The sequence below is a fragment of the Micromonospora sp. AMSO12t genome (assembly GCF_008806585.1).
GTDB classification, from domain to species: Bacteria; Actinomycetota; Actinomycetes; order Mycobacteriales; family Micromonosporaceae; genus Micromonospora; species Micromonospora reichwaldensis.
Genome location: NZ_WAAS01000172.1, coordinates 1 through 14,352 on the forward strand (window position 1 = coordinate 1; position 14,352 = coordinate 14,352).

A 14,352-nucleotide genomic window follows, 5' to 3' on the forward strand; every position below is an offset into this window, starting at 1 on the left:
CGGGCGTCGCCGTCGTCGCTGCCGCCGAAGACCCGCGCGTCGTCGGGCACCTCGGCGTCGTTGAGTCGGCGCACCGGCCGGCGGGGGCGTACCCACTGCCACGCCAGGTTGCTCTCCGCGTCCCCGATCTCGGTACGCATCCGGGGCATGGCGGTCGGCCGATGGTCCCGGATCCAGGCGACCAGGTGCTCGCGGACCAGGCAGCGCAGGTCCCAGAGGCTGCCGGCGTCGGCGGCGCTCACGAGGGCACGCACCTTGATCGTCCCGCCGGTCGCGTCGGTCACCTGGAGTACGCAGACCCGGCCGTCCCACAGCTCGGTGCCCTCGACGAGGCGGCGCAGCTCCTCCCGCATGGCCTGCACCGGCACCGCCCAGTCGACGTCGAACTCGGCGGTGCCCAGCACCGCCGCCTCGGTGCGGGTCCAGTTCTGGAACGGCTTGCTGGTGAAGTACGAGGTGGGCAGGATCAGCCGCCGGTCGTCCCAGATCTGCACGACCACGTAGCTGAGCGTCAGCTCCTCGATGCGGCCCCACTCCCCCTCCACCACCACGACGTCGTCGAGGCGGACCGCGTCGCTGAAGGCGAGCTGGAGCCCGGCGAAGACGTTGCCCAGCAGGCTCTGCGCGGCCAGCGCGGCGACCACACCGACCACACCGGCGCTGGTCAGCACGCCGGCGCCGATGCCGCGTACGGCCGGGAAGGTCATCAGCATCACGCCCACCGCCAGTACGACGATCACCGCGATCGTCAACCGGCGCAGCATGACCACCTGGGTCCGCACCCGCCGCGCGTGCCGGTTGTCCGGCACGTCCACCCGGAACCGGGCCAGTGCGGTGTCCTCCGCCACGACGAGCAGCGAGGCGACCAGCCAGGCGACGCTGGCGATCACGCCGAGCACCAGCAGGTGCAGCAGCACCTGGCGCCACTGGTCGCCGACCGCGTAGCCGGTGCTGAACCGCACGGCGAACTGGACGGCGACGACGGTGGCGGCGACCTGGATGGACCGGTGCGCGTGGTCGGTGAGCTCGGTCAGCAACAGCGAGCGCCGACCGACCCGCCGGATCACGCGGTGCGCGACCTCGACCGCGAACAAGGCGATCGCCGCCGCGGCGAGCGCGGCGACGATCGTCCCGAGGTAGCTCTGCACAGGTTCCTTCCTCCTCCTGACGCCGGGCACGTGCTTCGGGCAAAGGCCCAATAGTGCCCGGCGACGCCGGAATCGACCAGGTTCAGACCTTGCGATACCGGGACTGCAGGAAGCAGAAGACGCCGAAGGCGGCGATGCCGAGCGCCACCAGGGTGAGCAGGATCTGGCCGTACGCCTGGTCGCGCAGCGTGCGCAGTGCCGCGTCCAGACCGCGGGCCTTCTCGGGGTCGTAGTTGACGGCGGCCAGGATGATCAGCAGGCCGGAGATGCCGTACGCGACGCCCTTGGCGATGTAGCCGGCCATGCCCAGCCGGCGGGTGAGCTGGCGCGTCCTGGCATTCATCTCACCGGTCTTGAGGTGCTTCTCGAAACGCTTGATCAGCCCGTAGATCACCAGGCCGACGCCGATCGCGGCGAGGCCGAGCCCGGCCAGGCCGACCAGCCAGCGGCCACCGGAGGACTCCATGAGCTTGCCGGTCAGCGCCTCCTGCTGGTCGGCGCTGTTGGAGCCGGCGTCCTTGAAGACCTTGAAGGCCGTCCAGGCGAAGTAGAGGTAGACGACGGTGCGTCCCGCCGAGGCGATCCGCTCCCAGACGCGCTCCTTGCCGCGCTCGGCGCGGTGCCCGACGGCCGCCTCCAGCGCCTGCCAGATCGCCATGGCGAGCAGGCCGACCGCGATGGCGATGACGAGGAACTTGCCCATCGGCTGCTGGGCGAGGGTGCGCAGCGCGCCGGACTGGTCGCCGTCGTCGCCGGCCTTGCCGAACGCGATCTGCAACGCCAGCCAGGCGAACAGGAGGTGCACGATGCCGTAGCCGATGAAACCGACTCTGGCCAACAACTCGAGCCACCTGCTGTTCGCCGTACGGGAGGCGGTGGCTTCGGCATTCCGGGTGAGTGACATGGCGCCTCAATCACCGAATACGAAGATTTCCAAACGTCGGCCACCGCCGCCCCGGTCGGGTCAGTTGCCCGGGTTCCTCGACACCCGGATCTTGACCTCCTGGTCGGTGACGCTGTCGAGCGTCACCGCGAAGCCGCCGACCTCGGTGGCCTGCTGGCCGGTCGTCAGCGACAGCTGCTCGCCGGCGACCTCGACGGTGACCTGGTCGCCCTGCGCGCCGATCAGCTTCGCCTCCACCCCGAGGATGGTGGCGCGGGCGTCCACGCCCCGGTCGAAGGTGACGGTGCAGGCGTCCAGACCGCAGTCGGTGCTGGCGCCCTCGGAGCTGCAGCCGGCGAGCACGGCGGCGCCGAGCGCCAGGCCGGCCAACAGGCCGGCGGCCCGGCGGGTGGGGGTCAGCGGGAAGGCAACACGTCGGTTCGTCACCCCGCCAAGGGTACGAGACGCGGACCACTCCGGCAGGGCGTGATCATCCGCGCAGGCGGGGCGCCCGGGGCGGGGCGTTAGGGTCCCGGGCATGCCGTTCGACATCGCCCGCACCCGGGCCGCCTACCCCGCCCTCGCCGAGGGCTTCGTCCACCTCGACGGCGCCGGGGGCACCCAGACCGCCGGCCCGGTCGTCGACGCGGTCGCCGCCGCCATGCGCGCGGCGGTGGGCAACCGCAGCGCCGCCTTCGCGCCCGGCCGGCGCTCGCTGGAGATGGTGGCCGCCGCCCGCTCGGCCGTGGCCGACCTGCTCGGCGCCGAACCCGACGGAGTGGTGCTGGGGCCGAGCGCCACGGCGCTGACGTACACCCTGGCCCGGACCCTGGGTGCCGGCTGGCGGCCCGGCGACGAGGTCGTGGTCTCCCGGCTCGACCACGACGCGAACGTTCGACCCTGGGTGCAGGCGGCCGAGGCGGCCGGCGCGACGGTGCGCTGGGCCGAGTTCGACCGGGACACCGCGGAGCTTCCGGCGGCCCGCTACGCGGAACTGGTCGGCGAGCGGACCCGGCTGGTCGCGGTGACTGCGGGAAGCAACGCGACCGGCACCGTCCCGGACGTGGCGGCGATCGCCGCGACCGCGCACGCCGCCGGCGCGCTGGTCTGCGTCGACGGGGTGCACTCGGTGCCGCACGGGCCCACCGACGTCGCCGCGCTGGGCGCCGACTTCCTGGTCACCAGCGCCTACAAGTGGTCGGGGCCGCACCTGGCCGCGATGGTGGCCGCCCCGGCGACGTGGGAGCGGCTGCGCCCGGCGAAGCTGCTGCCCTCCTCCGACGCGGTGCCGGACCGCTTCGAGTACGGCACCCCGAGCTTCCCCCTGCTGGCCGGCGTGGCCGCCGCCGTGGACCACCTGGCCGGGCTGGACCCGGCGGCCACCGGGAGCCGCCGCGAGCGGCTGGTCGCCGGGCTGAGCGCCGCGCGGGCGTACGAGGAGTCGCTGCTGGACCGGCTGCTCGCCGGGCTGGCCGCGCTGCCCGGCGTCACGGTGCTCGGCTCCCCCGCCCGGCGCTGCCCGACGGTGTCCTTCCGGCTGGCCGGGCTCTCCCCGCAGCGGACCCAGGAGGAGCTGGGCGCGGCCGGCTTCTGCCTCTCCGCCGGCGACTACTACGCGTACGAGTACTTCCAGGCGATGGGGCTGCGCGACAGCGGCGGGGCGGTGCGCGCCAGCCTCTACCACTACAACACCGCCGACGAGGTGGACGGGTTGCTGGGGGAACTGGACCGGCTCGCCGGTCGCGGGGGCAGAATGGCCGGGTGAGCACCCTGGTCGAGGACAATCCCGCCAAGCACCGGTTCGAGATCCTGGTCGACGACGCGCTGGCCGGGTTCACCGCGTACCTGCCGCGCGGCGAGGTGCTGGTCTTCACCCACACCGAGGTCGACCCGAGGTTCCAGAACATGGGCGTCGGCGCGGCCCTGGTCCGGGGCACCCTCGACCAGCTCCGCGAGCGCGGCACGACGGTGGTGCCGCGCTGCCCGTTCATGGCGGCCTTCATCGGCCGCCATGCCGAGTACGCCGACCTGGTCACCCCCGAGCCGTAGCCCGGGGGCACCGGTCGGGGTGCGGGGGCGGTCAGCGGCCCGTCAGCAGCGCGACGGCGGCGTGGGCGGCGGCCCGGGTGGCGCCGTGGGTGGCGACGTGGACCGCGCCGGTGACCAGCTCGGGCACGCCCAGCTCGACCACGACCGCGTCCGGGCGGGCGGCCAGCGCACGGCTCACCGAAGCCCGCATCCAGTCGTGCCGGTGCAGGTCGCGCACCACCAGCACCACGCACCGGCCGGCCGCCCCGGCGGTCGGGTCGGCGGGCACGTCGGCCTCGGCGTAGCGGACGGTGGTGGTGCCGGCGAGCAGGTCGGCCAGCGGGGCGGCGAGCCCCCACGGGGTCTCCGGACCGATCGCGATGTTGCGTGGCGGCTCGAACTCGACCACGTGGGCGGGGCCGGTCAGCGGCAGCGCGCCGACGCCGGCGGGCGCGGTGGTGACCCGCAGCGCCCGGCGGGCGGCGGCCAGCCCGACGGCCGAACCGGCGGCGCTCGGGCGGGACCGGGACGGCCGCTCGGCCCGGGCGGCCACCGTCCAGGCGGCGAGCTGTCCCACCCGCTTGGCCGCCTCGGCGAGGCGTTCCTCGGGCAGGTCGCCGGCGACGACCGCGGCGACGATGGCGTCCCGCAGCAGTCGGGCCGTCCCCTCGTCGGCGCGCTCCCCGCCGATGCAGATCGCGTCGGCGCCGGCGGCGAGGGCGCGCACGGCCGTGGCCGCGAAGCCGTACCGGTCGGCGACCGCCCGCATCTCCACCGCGTCGGTGACCACGACGCCGGAGAAGCCCAGCTCGTCGCGGAGCAGCCCGCCCAGGATCCGGTTGCTGAGGGTGGCGGGCAGCTCCGGGTCCAGCGCCGGCACCAGCAGGTGGCCGGTCATCACGGCCTGCACCCCGGCGGCCACGGCGGCCCGGAACGGGGCCAGCTCCACGGCGTCGAGGCGGGCCCGGTCGGCGCCGATCCGGGGCAGGTCGTGGTGCGAGTCGACCTGGGTGTCGCCGTGTCCCGGGAAGTGCTTGGCGCAGGCGGCTACCCCGCCTGACTGGAGGCCGCGCACCCAGGCGGCGGTGTGCCGGGCGACCAGCGTCGGCTCGGCGCCGAAGGCGCGTACGCCGATGACCGGGTTGGCCGGGTTGGAGTTGACGTCGGCGTCGGGGGCGTAGTCGAGGGTGATCCCCAGCGCGGCGAGGTCGGCGCCCAGGTCGCGGGCGACCTCCTCGGTCAGCGCCGGGTCGTCCACCGCGCCGAGGGCGAAGTTGCCGGGCCGGGAGCTGCCCCGGGCGGACTCGATCCGGGTGACGTCGCCGGCCTCCTCGTCGATGGCGACGACGACGTCCGGGCGCTCGGCGCGCAGGGTGGCGGTGAGGGCGGCCACCTGCTCGGGGTCGACCACGTTGCGGGCGAAGAGCACCACGGAGCCGAGGCCCTCGCCGAGCCAGCGGCAGATCCAGGGTGGCGGCGTGGTGCCGACGAAGCCCGGCTGGAGGACGGCGGCGGCCAGGGCCGTCAGGCTCCCGTCGCGCCCGCTCACGCCGGCCCGCCGGTGTGGTGGCTGATGTGTCGCTCGCTCATGCGGTCGTCGTACCCCCGTCTTCTCCGCGCCCGGCGGCCCGCCACCGGCGGCGGTGCTGACATGGTCACACCGTGCGCGGAAATAGTCAATAAACCTTACAGTTGCCGTCGGGCGCGGAGCTGGGGACAGTTCGGGGATGGATCCCCTGCTGCTGGCCGACGCGACGAGCCCGGCCGACATCCCCGGCGTACGCCTGCTCGGCCTGGTCGTCGGCGGCCTGTTGCTGCTCGCCGCGATCCGCGCGATGTTCCGGCGCTGAGGCGCCGCCCGGCGCCGGCACCGCGGTTCGACGGCGGCCGTCGGGGTACCGCCTGCCTCGTTGGACCGGTACGACACGGCGAGGGGGAACGATGAGGATCGGCTACTTTCTGTCCACCGAGGAGTACACGCCGGCCGAGCTGCTGGAGCAGGCGCGCGGCGCGGAGCGGGCCGGCTTCGAGGCGCTCTGGATCTCCGACCACTACCACCCGTGGACGGACGCGCAGGGGCAGAGCCCCTTCGTCTGGTCGGTGATCGGCGCGCTCAGCCAGGTCTGCCGGCTCCCGGTCACCACCGCCGTGACCTGCCCGACCGTGCGCATCCACCCGGCCGTCCTGGCGCAGGCGGCGGCCACCAGCGCGGTCCTGCACTCCGGGCGGTTCGTACTCGGGGTGGGCAGCGGCGAGGCGCTCAACGAGCACATCCTCGGCGACGCCTGGCCGCAGGCCGACGTCCGGCTGGAGATGCTGGAGGAGGCCGTCAACGTGATGCGCGAGCTGTGGCGGGGCGGCTTCGTCAACCACCACGGCAAGCACTACACCGTCGAGCACGCCCGGATCTACACGCTGCCGGACACTCCCCCGCCGGTCTACGTCTCGGGCTTCGGCCCCAAGGCCGTCGACCTCGCCGCCCGCATCGGCGACGGCTTCGTCAACACCTCGCCCGACGCCGAACTCGTCCGGCGGTTCCGGGAGAACGGCGGCGGCGACAAGCCGTGCCAGGCCGGCTTCAAGGCGGCGTACGCGCAGACCGAGGAAGAGGGCGTGCGGATCGCGTACGAGCGCTGGCCGAACGCCGGGGTGCCCGGTGAGCTGTCCCAGGTGCTGCCGTCGCCGAGGCACTTCGAGCAGGCCGGCCAGCTGGTCCGGCCGGAGGCGATGAAGGAGGCCTTCGTCTGCGGGCGGGACACCGACGCGCACCTGGCGAAGATCGACCAGTACGCCAAGGCCGGCTTCGACGAGGTCTACGTGGCCAACACCGGCCCGAACTGGCAGGGCCTGCTCGACCTCTACCAGCGCGAGGTGTTCCCCCGCGTACGCTGACCGCCCCGCTCGCCGGGGCGCCCGGAGGACGGCCGGGCGCCCGCGGCGGGCGCGTTCGGCGGGCCGCCTCTGCGGCGGCGACACGGCGGCGACGGGATCACGTCAGCCGCCGGTTTCGCCGCTGATCGCCGGGGGTACCTCCGGCCCTCGATGAAACTGTCCACGCACTCCACGACACTGCGCCGCGCGGCCAAGAGCCTCTTCGGCTGGACCGCACTGCGGCCCCACCAGTTGGCCGCCATGCGGGCGGTCATGAAGCGCCGCGACGCCCTGGTGGTGCTGCCCACCGGCGCCGGCAAGTCGGCGATCTACCAGATCCCGGCCAGCCTGATCCCCGGCCCGACCGTGGTGATCTCCCCGCTGCTCGCCCTCCAGCAGGACCAGATCGCGGCGCTCAACGAGCGGCAGCGGCCGGAGCTGCGTGCGGTGCGGATCAGCTCGAACGAGTCGGCCGCCCAGCAGGCGCAGGCGATCACCGAGATCCGCGAGGGGCGGGCCGAGTTCCTCTTCATCACCCCGGAGCAGCTCGCCAACCCGGACCGGATGGCCGAGGTGAAGTCGCTGAAGCCGGCGCTGGTGGCGATCGACGAGGCGCACTGCATCTCCGCCTGGGGGCACGACTTCCGCCCCGACTACCTGGCGCTGGGCCACCTCATCGACGGCATCGGCCGACCCCCGGTGGTGGCGCTGACCGCCACCGCCTCCCCGCCCGTACGCGACGACATCATCGCCCGGCTGCGGCTGACCGAGCCCGAGGTGGTGGTCTCCGGGCTGGACCGGCCGAACCTGTTCCTCGAGGTGGCGCACTGCCCCACCGAGGACTACCGGTGGCGGCGGCTGCTCGCCCTGCTGAGCGACGACACCCGGCCCGGCATCATCTACGTGCCCACCCGGCGCTCCGCCGAGGAGCTGGCGGCCCGGCTCACCGACGCCGGTTACCCGGCCCAGTACTACCACGGCGGAATGGCGGCCGGGCCACGCGCCGAACTGCACGAGGCGTTCCTCGCCGACCAGGTGCCGATCATGGTCGCCACCTCGGCCTTCGGCATGGGCATCGACAAGCCGAACATCGCCTGGGTCGTCCACATGGCACTGCCGGACTCGCCGGACAGCTACTTCCAGGAGATCGGGCGGGCCGGCCGCGACGGCGCCCCGGCCCGGGTGCTGCTGTTGTGGCAGGGCGAGGACGTCGGGCTGCAACGCTTCTTCAGCGGCGGCCTGCCGAACGCCGACGAGCTGCGCGACCTGTCCGCGCTGCTGCGCAAGAAGGCACGGAACAAGAAGGAGCTGCGCGAGCTCACCGGGCTCGGCCCGCGCAAGCTCGGCCAGTACCTCGCCCTGCTGGAGCAGGTCGGCGCGGCCGAGCCGAGGGCGAAGCAGCGCATCGGCGTCCCCCGCTACTCCCCCGCGCCCGTGGACGCCGCCGCGGCGGCCCTGGCGGAGGCCGAGCGGCAGCAGACCGTGACCCGGTCGCGTACCGACATGATGCGGGCCTTCGCCGAGACCACCGCCTGCCGGGGGCAGACGCTGCTGGCCTACTTCGGTGAGCAGATGACCGAGGTCTGCGGGCACTGCGACAACTGCCACGCCGGCACCAGCACCCCCGACGACGGCGCGGTCGGGCCCTTCCCCGTGCACAGCCAGGTCCGGCACCCGGAGTGGGGGCACGGCCTGGTGCTGAGCTACGAGGAGGACCGGATGACGGTTCTCTTCGACGAGGTGGGGTACAAGACGCTGTCCGTCAGCGTGGTGTCCGAACAGGGCCTGCTGACCCTCGACTAGCCTGAGCCGGGCACCGCTGGCCGGGGCCGTGGACGACGAGCGACATCAGTGCGGAAAGGGGCTTTGCCGTGATCGAGCAGCCGGCGTACACCGGATTCGGTTTCTCCGACGAGGAGTGGGGGCTGTTGGTCGGCCTGCCGCAGTCGGTGCTGACCGCGGCGAGCGCCGCCGAGTCCGACGGCACCCGACGCACCATGGCCGAGAACGCGGCCGGGCTGGAGACCATCGCAGCCGGCCGGGAGTCGGCCAGCCCGCTGGTCGCGGCCGTGGCCGGCGAGATCGTCACCCGGGTGGGCGACCCGGAGGCCGGCGAGGAGATGCCGGTCATCGCGCCGTCCGACCCGCGCGCCTACCTGGAGGACGTGCTGGGCCGGGCCAGGGAGGCGGCGGTGCTGCTGGCCGCCCGGACGGACGAGGGCGAGGCCGGCGCCTACAAGCACTGGCTGGTGGAGATCGCCGAGCAGGTGGTGGGCGCGGCCTCCAGCGGCGGCATCCTGGGCCTCGGCGGTGACGTCGTCAGCGACTCCGAGCGGCGCTTCCGCGACCGGCTCTCCCAGGTGCTCAACGACTGACGCGCAGACGACGACGGCGGCACCGGACGAGGTCCGGTGCCGCCGTCGCGTACCCCCGAGGTGGTGGCGGTCAGGCCACGCGGCGGCGGAACAGCACGGCGGTCAGGGGCACCGAGACGGCCAGGACGCCGAGGCACCAGGCCACCGCCAGGGCCGGGGCGGTGCCCGTCGGGGTGCCCAGCAGCAGGGCGCGCAGCGTCTCGATGACGGGCGTGACGGGCTGGTGGTCGGCGAAGCCGCGGATCCAGCCCGGCATCGTCTCCACCGGCACGAAGGCGCTGCTCGGGTACGGCAGGAACATCGCCAGGAAGGTGAAGCCGCTGGCGGCCTCCGGGGTGCGGGCCAGCAGGCCGAACGCGGCCGACAGCCAGGACACGGCGAGCAGGAAGAGCAGCAGCACCCCGAACGCGGCCAGCCAGCGCAGCGGGTCCACGGCCGGGCGGAAGCCGATGGCGACGGCGAGGGCCAGCACCAGCACGGTGGAGACGGTGTTGCGGGCGATGCTGGCGGCGACGTGCCCACCGAGGATCGCGGTGGCGCTGACGTCCATCGTGCGGAACCGCTCGATGATCCCGTTGGTCAGGTCGGTGGTCACGCTGACGGCGGTGGTCGCCGCGCCGAAGCTGGCGCAGAGCAGCAGGACGCCGGGCACGACGTAGGTGACGTAGCGGGTGCCGGTGTCGATCGCGCCCCCGAACAGGTAGACGAAGAGCAGCATCAGCAGCACCGGCAGCAGCAGCGAGGTCAGCAGCGCGTCGACGTTGCGCCGGGACAGCCGTACGCAGCGCGCCATCATGACGAGGGCCTCGCCGGCACGGGTCGGTCGCAGGGTCAGCTCAGACACCGGCCGCCTCCCGTCGGGCGGGCACCGGGTCGCCGGTGAGGGTGAGGAAGACGTCGTCCAGGGTCGCCTCGCGGACGGTGAACCGGGCGAGCCCCTGCCGGTCGGGATCGACCTCGTCGAGCAGCTGGCGGATCTCCGGCGCGCCGCCGTCGGTGGCGACCGCCAGCTCCAGCCGGGCCGGGTCGCGGTGCGTCACGCGCCCACCGAGGCGGTGCGTCGCCTCGGCGAAGCTCCGCGCGTCACGCAGCGTCAGCTCCAGCCGGTGGGCGCCGAACCGGCGCTTGAGGTCGCCCGCGCTGCCCTCGGCGGCCAGCCGGCCACCGTGCAGCACCGCGATCCGGTCGGCGAGGCGGTCGGCCTCCTCCAGGTACTGCGTGGTGAGCAGCACGGTCACCCCGGCGCCGGCCAGCTCGGCGACCACCTCCCACAGCCCCTGCCGGCTGCGCGGGTCGAGGCCGGTGGTCGGCTCGTCGAGGAAGATCACGGACGGCTGGCCGACCAGGCTGGCCGCGAGGTCGAGCCGGCGGCGCATCCCGCCGGAAAACGTCACCACCCGCCGGCCGCCGGCGGCGACCAGGTCGAAGCGCTCCAGCAGGTCCGTGGCGCGCCGCCGGGCGGCGGCCGGGGCCAGCCCGGCCAGCCGGGCCATCATGTGCAGGTTCTCCGCGCCCGTCTGCTGGTCGTCGAGCGCCGCGTGCTGGCCGGCGAGGCTGATCGCCCGCCGGACCCGGCTCCGGTCGCGGACCACGTCGTGGCCGTCCACACGGGCCACGCCCCCGTCGGGCGTGGTGAGCGTGGCCAGGATCCGGACCGTCGTGGTCTTGCCCGCCCCGTTCGGGCCGAGCAGGGCGTGCACGCTGCCCCGGGCGACCCGCATGCTCAGGCCGTCGAGCACCGCCACCCCGCCGTACGACCTGCGTAGGTCGACGGTCTCCACCGCCGCGTCTGTCACTCCCATCGCCCCTCACTCTCCGCTTTCTGCGTACGTCATACGCTGTTCTGCGTGCACCATACGCAGAAGCTAGGATGACGGTCAACACCGCGTACCGGGAGGTGAGGATGAGCGACGCCGACGTCGAGCTGCCGGAGAGCATCGAGCTCGCCTGGGGCCTGCGGGAACGACCCGGCAAGGGACCCCGGCGCAGCCTCACGATGCGGCAGGTGGTGGCCGCCGGCATCCGGGTGGCCGAGGCCGACGGGCTGCCGGCGGTGTCGATGAGCCGGGTCGCCGGCGAGCTGGGCGTGGCGACCATGTCGCTCTACCGCTACGTCTCCGCCAAGAACGACCTGCTGGAACTCATGGCCGACACCGCGTACGGGGACCCGCCCGCGCCACGCGCCCCGGGCGAGGGCTGGCGGCCGGCACTCGCCCGCTGGGCGCTGGCCAACATGACGGCCATCCACCGCCACCCGTGGATCCGGCAGGTCCCGATCAGCGGCCCGCCGCTGGGCCCCAACCAGGTGCGCTGGATGGAGCAGGGGCTGGCCGCCCTGCACGGCACCGGCCTGCACGGCATCGAGCGGCTCTCGACGATCATGCTGGTCAGCGGGTACGCCCGGAACTGGGCCACCCTCACCGCCGACCTCGACGAGGCCGCGGCGCGCGAACAGCTCGACCCCGACGATGCCGGGATGCGGTACTGGCAGCAGCTAGCCCTGCTGACCCGGCACGGCGCCTATCCGTCGATCCGGGAGCTGCTGGCGGAGAGCGCCGAGGGACAGCAGGACGAGGTGTTCGACACGGAGTGGCAGTTCGGCCTCGACCGGATCCTCGACGGCGTCGAGGTGCTGATCCAGGGCCGGACGGCCACGGCCTGACCCGGCCCCGCCCCCGGTCGACGGGGCCGGGAAACGCGCTGGGCGGGGCGGGCGCCCACGATGGACAATGGGCACCGGACCGGCGCGAGGACGGGGGAGCGGATGCTTCGGCCGACCGTCGTCGACACCGAGCAGGTGCCGGCGGCCGAACGCTTCGACATGTGGCTCGACCTCGTGGCGCGTACGGCCTCGCCGCTGCGGATCCGCACCGAGCACGCGCACGACTTCACCGCCCGGGCGGAGATCGTCGAGCTCGGCCCGATCCAGGTGGTCAACTACCGGTACCCGTCGCTGGAGGGCGTCCGGACGCCGAGGCTGGGGCGCGAGTCGGCCCCGGAGATCTACACGCTGGCGCTCACCGTCGACGGGGACGGCGCCGCCAGCCAGGCCGGCCGGAGCAGCGTGCTGGGGCCGGATGAGTTCATCTTCTACGACGGGTCGCGGCCGCACGGGGTGCGGCACCTCGGCGACGACGACGGCCGCGAACCGGCCCGGTCCGTCGTGGCGCTCATCCCGCACGCCGCGCTGCCACTGTCACCGGACCGGCTGGCGCCGCTGCTCGGTGGCCGGATGTCGGGCACCGAGGGGATCGGCGCGCTGCTCGCCCAGTTCCTCCTCCAGATCGCCCACCATCCCGAGCAGTACCACGCCGCCGACGCCACCCGCCTCGGCGCCGTCGGGCTCGACCTGGCGTCCACCATGCTCGGTCGGCACCTGGTGGCCGAGGACGTGGTGCCGGCCGAGGTCCGCAGGCGCGCCCTCGTCACCCAGATGCGGGCGTACATCCAGCGGCACCTCGGGGACGCGACGCTGAGCCCGCAGGTGGTGGCGGACGCGCACCACGTCTCGCTGCGTACCCTGCACCGGCTCTTCGCGGCCGAGGAGTCGACGGTCGCGTCGTACATCCGGGAGCTGCGGCTGGCGCGGTGCCGGCACGACCTCGCCGACCCGGGCCTGCGCGGCCAGCCGATCCAGGCGATCGGGGCCCGCTGGGGCTTCCCCGACAAGGCGCACTTCAGCCGGATCTTCCGCAAGGCGCACGGCGTCGGGCCGCAGGCCTGGCGGGCCGGCCAGGCGGAGTGAGCGCGGCACGGAGAGTCAACCCGGCGGCGTCCACGGTCAACCCGGTCCGGGCAGACTGACGTCGAGGTGACCGATCCCTGCCTGCCCCGGCGCCGGCCGGGATCGGACCGCCGACGGGGGCCGTGGCGAGCCGCCCGCCGCCACGGGGGAGGCGGGCGGTCGCCCGGTGACCGGACCGGCCCCGGCGCCCCCGCTCAGGAGTGGCGCCGGGGCCGCCTCAGGCGTCCTCCAGCAGTTCGAGCACGATCCGCTCGGCCTTCTCGCGGGGCGTCGCGGGGTCGACCGGGGCCACCACGCCGTCGTGGAAGAGGTCGACCACGCGCGGGTCGACGTAGGACGTGCGGGCCACAGTGGCGGTGTTGCCGAGCAGCTCGGCGACGTCACGCATCACCGCCGCGACCGCCCGTTTGCCGGCGGTCGCCGAGCGCGGCGGGCCCACCGTCGCCAGTTCGGTCGCCGCCCGCACCGTGGCGTGCCAGGTGCGGAAGTCCTTCGCCGTCATCTCCCCGCCGCTGGCGTCCCGCAGGTACTCGTTGACCTCGTCGCTGCGCACGTCGCGCCAGTCCCCGCCGTCCCGGTAGCCGAACAGGCGGTCGGCCGACCGGCGCTGGCGGCGCAGGTTGACCAGCACCCGGCACAGCTCCGGGTCCTCGATGCGACGCACCTGCTCGACGCCGCCCTTGGCGGGGAACTCGAACACCACGCAGCCGCCCCGGGACCGGGCGTGCTCGGGGCGCAGGGTCGACACCCCGAACGTCGGGTCGTCGCCGGCCGCGTACTGGTCGCTGCCGACCCGGAACGTGCCCATGTCCAGCAGCCGGGTCACCGTCGCCAGCACCCGGTCGCGGTGCAGTCCCCGGCCGGACAGGTCCCGCCCGACCCGCTCGCGCAGCACCGGCAGCCGGCGGGCCACCTCCAGCACGTGGTCGAACTTCGCCTCGTCGCGCCTCTCCCGCCACGTCGGGTGGTAGAGGTACTGCTTGCGCCCGGCCGCGTCGATGCCGATGGCCTGGATGTGCCCGTTCGGGTACGGACAGATCCACACGTCGCGCCAGGCGGGCGGGATCACCAGCTCACGCAGCCGGCCCAACCGGTCGGGGTCGCGGACCGGCTGCCCGGACGGGTCCAGGAAGAGCCAGCCCCGGCCGCGCCGGCGTCGCCCGTACCCCGGCCTGCCCGGATCACTACGCCGCAACCGCACGGGAGACCCGCACCGCCCGTTCCACCTCGTCCACGGCGGTCACCACCTCGTCGACCCCGATGGCCGCCAGCGTCGGATGGCTCCCCACCCCCTCCCACCTT

15 protein-coding genes are annotated in these 14,352 nt (G+C 74.2%); 8 read left to right on the forward strand and 7 right to left on the reverse strand.

Going from position 1 to position 14,352, the window contains the following annotated elements; all coding sequences use genetic code 11:
• From F6X68_RS22260 to F6X68_RS22270, 3 genes are all read right to left on the reverse strand, one after another.
• A partial coding sequence (locus F6X68_RS22260; protein WP_151456103.1) for a mechanosensitive ion channel family protein occupies positions 1–1,148 on the reverse strand: 1,148 nt, incomplete at its 3' end.
• An 82-nt stretch (positions 1,149–1,230) separates the two neighbouring features.
• Complete coding sequence (locus F6X68_RS22265; protein ID WP_151456104.1) at positions 1,231–2,052, reverse strand: DUF1206 domain-containing protein; 822 nt, start codon at positions 2,050–2,052, stop codon at positions 1,231–1,233.
• A 60-nt stretch (positions 2,053–2,112) separates the two neighbouring features.
• Positions 2,113–2,478: a hypothetical protein gene (locus F6X68_RS22270; RefSeq protein WP_151456105.1), complete on the reverse strand. Its 366-nt coding sequence runs from the start codon at positions 2,476–2,478 to the stop codon at positions 2,113–2,115.
• Positions 2,479–2,569: 91 nt separating this feature from the next.
• Here F6X68_RS22270 and F6X68_RS22275 point away from each other — a divergent pair, with 91 nt between their 5' ends.
• Together F6X68_RS22275 and F6X68_RS22280 are read left to right on the forward strand one after the other, a co-directional pair.
• Positions 2,570–3,796, forward strand: a complete 1,227-nt coding sequence (locus F6X68_RS22275) for a cysteine desulfurase-like protein (protein WP_151456106.1) — start codon at positions 2,570–2,572, stop codon at positions 3,794–3,796.
• A complete protein-coding gene (locus F6X68_RS22280; RefSeq protein ID WP_151456107.1) occupies positions 3,793–4,080 on the forward strand; it encodes a GNAT family N-acetyltransferase in 288 nt (95 codons plus the stop codon). The genes F6X68_RS22275 and F6X68_RS22280 overlap by 4 nt, the downstream gene beginning before the upstream one ends.
• 31 nt (positions 4,081–4,111) lie before the next feature.
• On the opposite strand, the gene F6X68_RS22285 is transcribed toward F6X68_RS22280, so the two are convergent.
• A complete protein-coding gene (locus F6X68_RS22285; protein WP_151456108.1) occupies positions 4,112–5,608 on the reverse strand; it encodes a glycoside hydrolase family 3 protein in 1,497 nt (498 codons plus the stop codon).
• Positions 5,609–5,786: 178 nt separating this feature from the next.
• On the opposite strand from F6X68_RS22285, the gene F6X68_RS34680 reads away from it, so the two are divergent.
• From F6X68_RS34680 to F6X68_RS22300, 4 genes are all read left to right on the forward strand, one after another.
• Positions 5,787–5,909 carry a hypothetical protein gene (locus F6X68_RS34680; protein WP_255474757.1) on the forward strand — a complete coding sequence of 41 codons (123 nt, stop codon included), beginning with the start codon at positions 5,787–5,789 and terminating at the stop codon, positions 5,907–5,909.
• A gap of 91 nt (positions 5,910–6,000) precedes the next feature.
• On the forward strand, positions 6,001–6,951 hold the full coding sequence (locus F6X68_RS22290; RefSeq protein WP_151456109.1) for a TIGR03557 family F420-dependent LLM class oxidoreductase: 951 nt from the start codon (positions 6,001–6,003) through the stop codon (positions 6,949–6,951).
• Positions 6,952–7,101: 150 nt separating this feature from the next.
• Positions 7,102–8,733: a RecQ family ATP-dependent DNA helicase gene (locus F6X68_RS22295; protein WP_151456110.1), complete on the forward strand. Its 1,632-nt coding sequence runs from the start codon at positions 7,102–7,104 to the stop codon at positions 8,731–8,733.
• Between the two features lie 68 nt (positions 8,734–8,801).
• Positions 8,802–9,305, forward strand: a complete 504-nt coding sequence (locus F6X68_RS22300; protein WP_132236000.1) for a hypothetical protein — start codon at positions 8,802–8,804, stop codon at positions 9,303–9,305.
• 70 nt (positions 9,306–9,375) lie between these two features.
• On the opposite strand, the gene F6X68_RS22305 is transcribed toward F6X68_RS22300, so the two are convergent.
• A complete protein-coding gene (locus tag F6X68_RS22305; RefSeq protein ID WP_225852357.1) occupies positions 9,376–10,149 on the reverse strand; it encodes an ABC transporter permease in 774 nt (257 codons plus the stop codon).
• Positions 10,142–11,107: an ATP-binding cassette domain-containing protein gene (locus tag F6X68_RS22310; RefSeq protein WP_151456111.1), complete on the reverse strand. Its 966-nt coding sequence runs from the start codon at positions 11,105–11,107 to the stop codon at positions 10,142–10,144. Before F6X68_RS22310 ends, F6X68_RS22305 begins: the two co-directional genes overlap by 8 nt.
• A gap of 68 nt (positions 11,108–11,175) precedes the next feature.
• Between F6X68_RS22310 and F6X68_RS22315 the strand changes: the two genes are divergently transcribed.
• Both F6X68_RS22315 and F6X68_RS22320 read left to right on the forward strand, forming a co-directional pair.
• The gene (locus tag F6X68_RS22315; protein ID WP_225852358.1) at positions 11,176–11,967 is read left to right on the forward strand and encodes a TetR/AcrR family transcriptional regulator; all 792 of its coding nucleotides are present in this window, start codon (positions 11,176–11,178) and stop codon (positions 11,965–11,967) included.
• A gap of 102 nt (positions 11,968–12,069) precedes the next feature.
• On the forward strand, positions 12,070–13,050 hold the full coding sequence (locus F6X68_RS22320) for a helix-turn-helix domain-containing protein (protein WP_151456112.1): 981 nt from the start codon (positions 12,070–12,072) through the stop codon (positions 13,048–13,050).
• Between the two features lie 217 nt (positions 13,051–13,267).
• On the opposite strand, the gene F6X68_RS22325 is transcribed toward F6X68_RS22320, so the two are convergent.
• Positions 13,268–14,251, reverse strand: a complete 984-nt coding sequence (locus F6X68_RS22325) for a DNA topoisomerase IB (protein WP_151456113.1) — start codon at positions 14,249–14,251, stop codon at positions 13,268–13,270.
• Positions 14,252–14,352 lie beyond the last annotated feature (101 nt).

What these genes read in the sequence shown, in the direction of transcription:
- F6X68_RS22315 (WP_225852358.1), top strand. Translation starts at nt 11,176, where the DNA reads ATGACGGTCAACACCGCGTACCGGGAGGTGAGGATGAGCGACGCCGAC.
- F6X68_RS22265 (WP_151456104.1), bottom strand. Translation starts at nt 2,052, where the DNA reads ATGTCACTCACCCGGAATGCCGAAGCCACCGCCTCCCGTACGGCGAAC.
- F6X68_RS22310 (WP_151456111.1), bottom strand. Translation starts at nt 11,107, where the DNA reads ATGGGAGTGACAGACGCGGCGGTGGAGACCGTCGACCTACGCAGGTCG.
- F6X68_RS22275 (WP_151456106.1), top strand. Translation starts at nt 2,570, where the DNA reads ATGCCGTTCGACATCGCCCGCACCCGGGCCGCCTACCCCGCCCTCGCC.
- F6X68_RS22320 (WP_151456112.1), top strand. Translation starts at nt 12,070, where the DNA reads ATGCTTCGGCCGACCGTCGTCGACACCGAGCAGGTGCCGGCGGCCGAA.
- F6X68_RS34680 (WP_255474757.1), top strand. Translation starts at nt 5,787, where the DNA reads ATGGATCCCCTGCTGCTGGCCGACGCGACGAGCCCGGCCGACATCCCC.
- F6X68_RS22290 (WP_151456109.1), top strand. Translation starts at nt 6,001, where the DNA reads ATGAGGATCGGCTACTTTCTGTCCACCGAGGAGTACACGCCGGCCGAG.
- F6X68_RS22295 (WP_151456110.1), top strand. Translation starts at nt 7,102, where the DNA reads ATGAAACTGTCCACGCACTCCACGACACTGCGCCGCGCGGCCAAGAGC.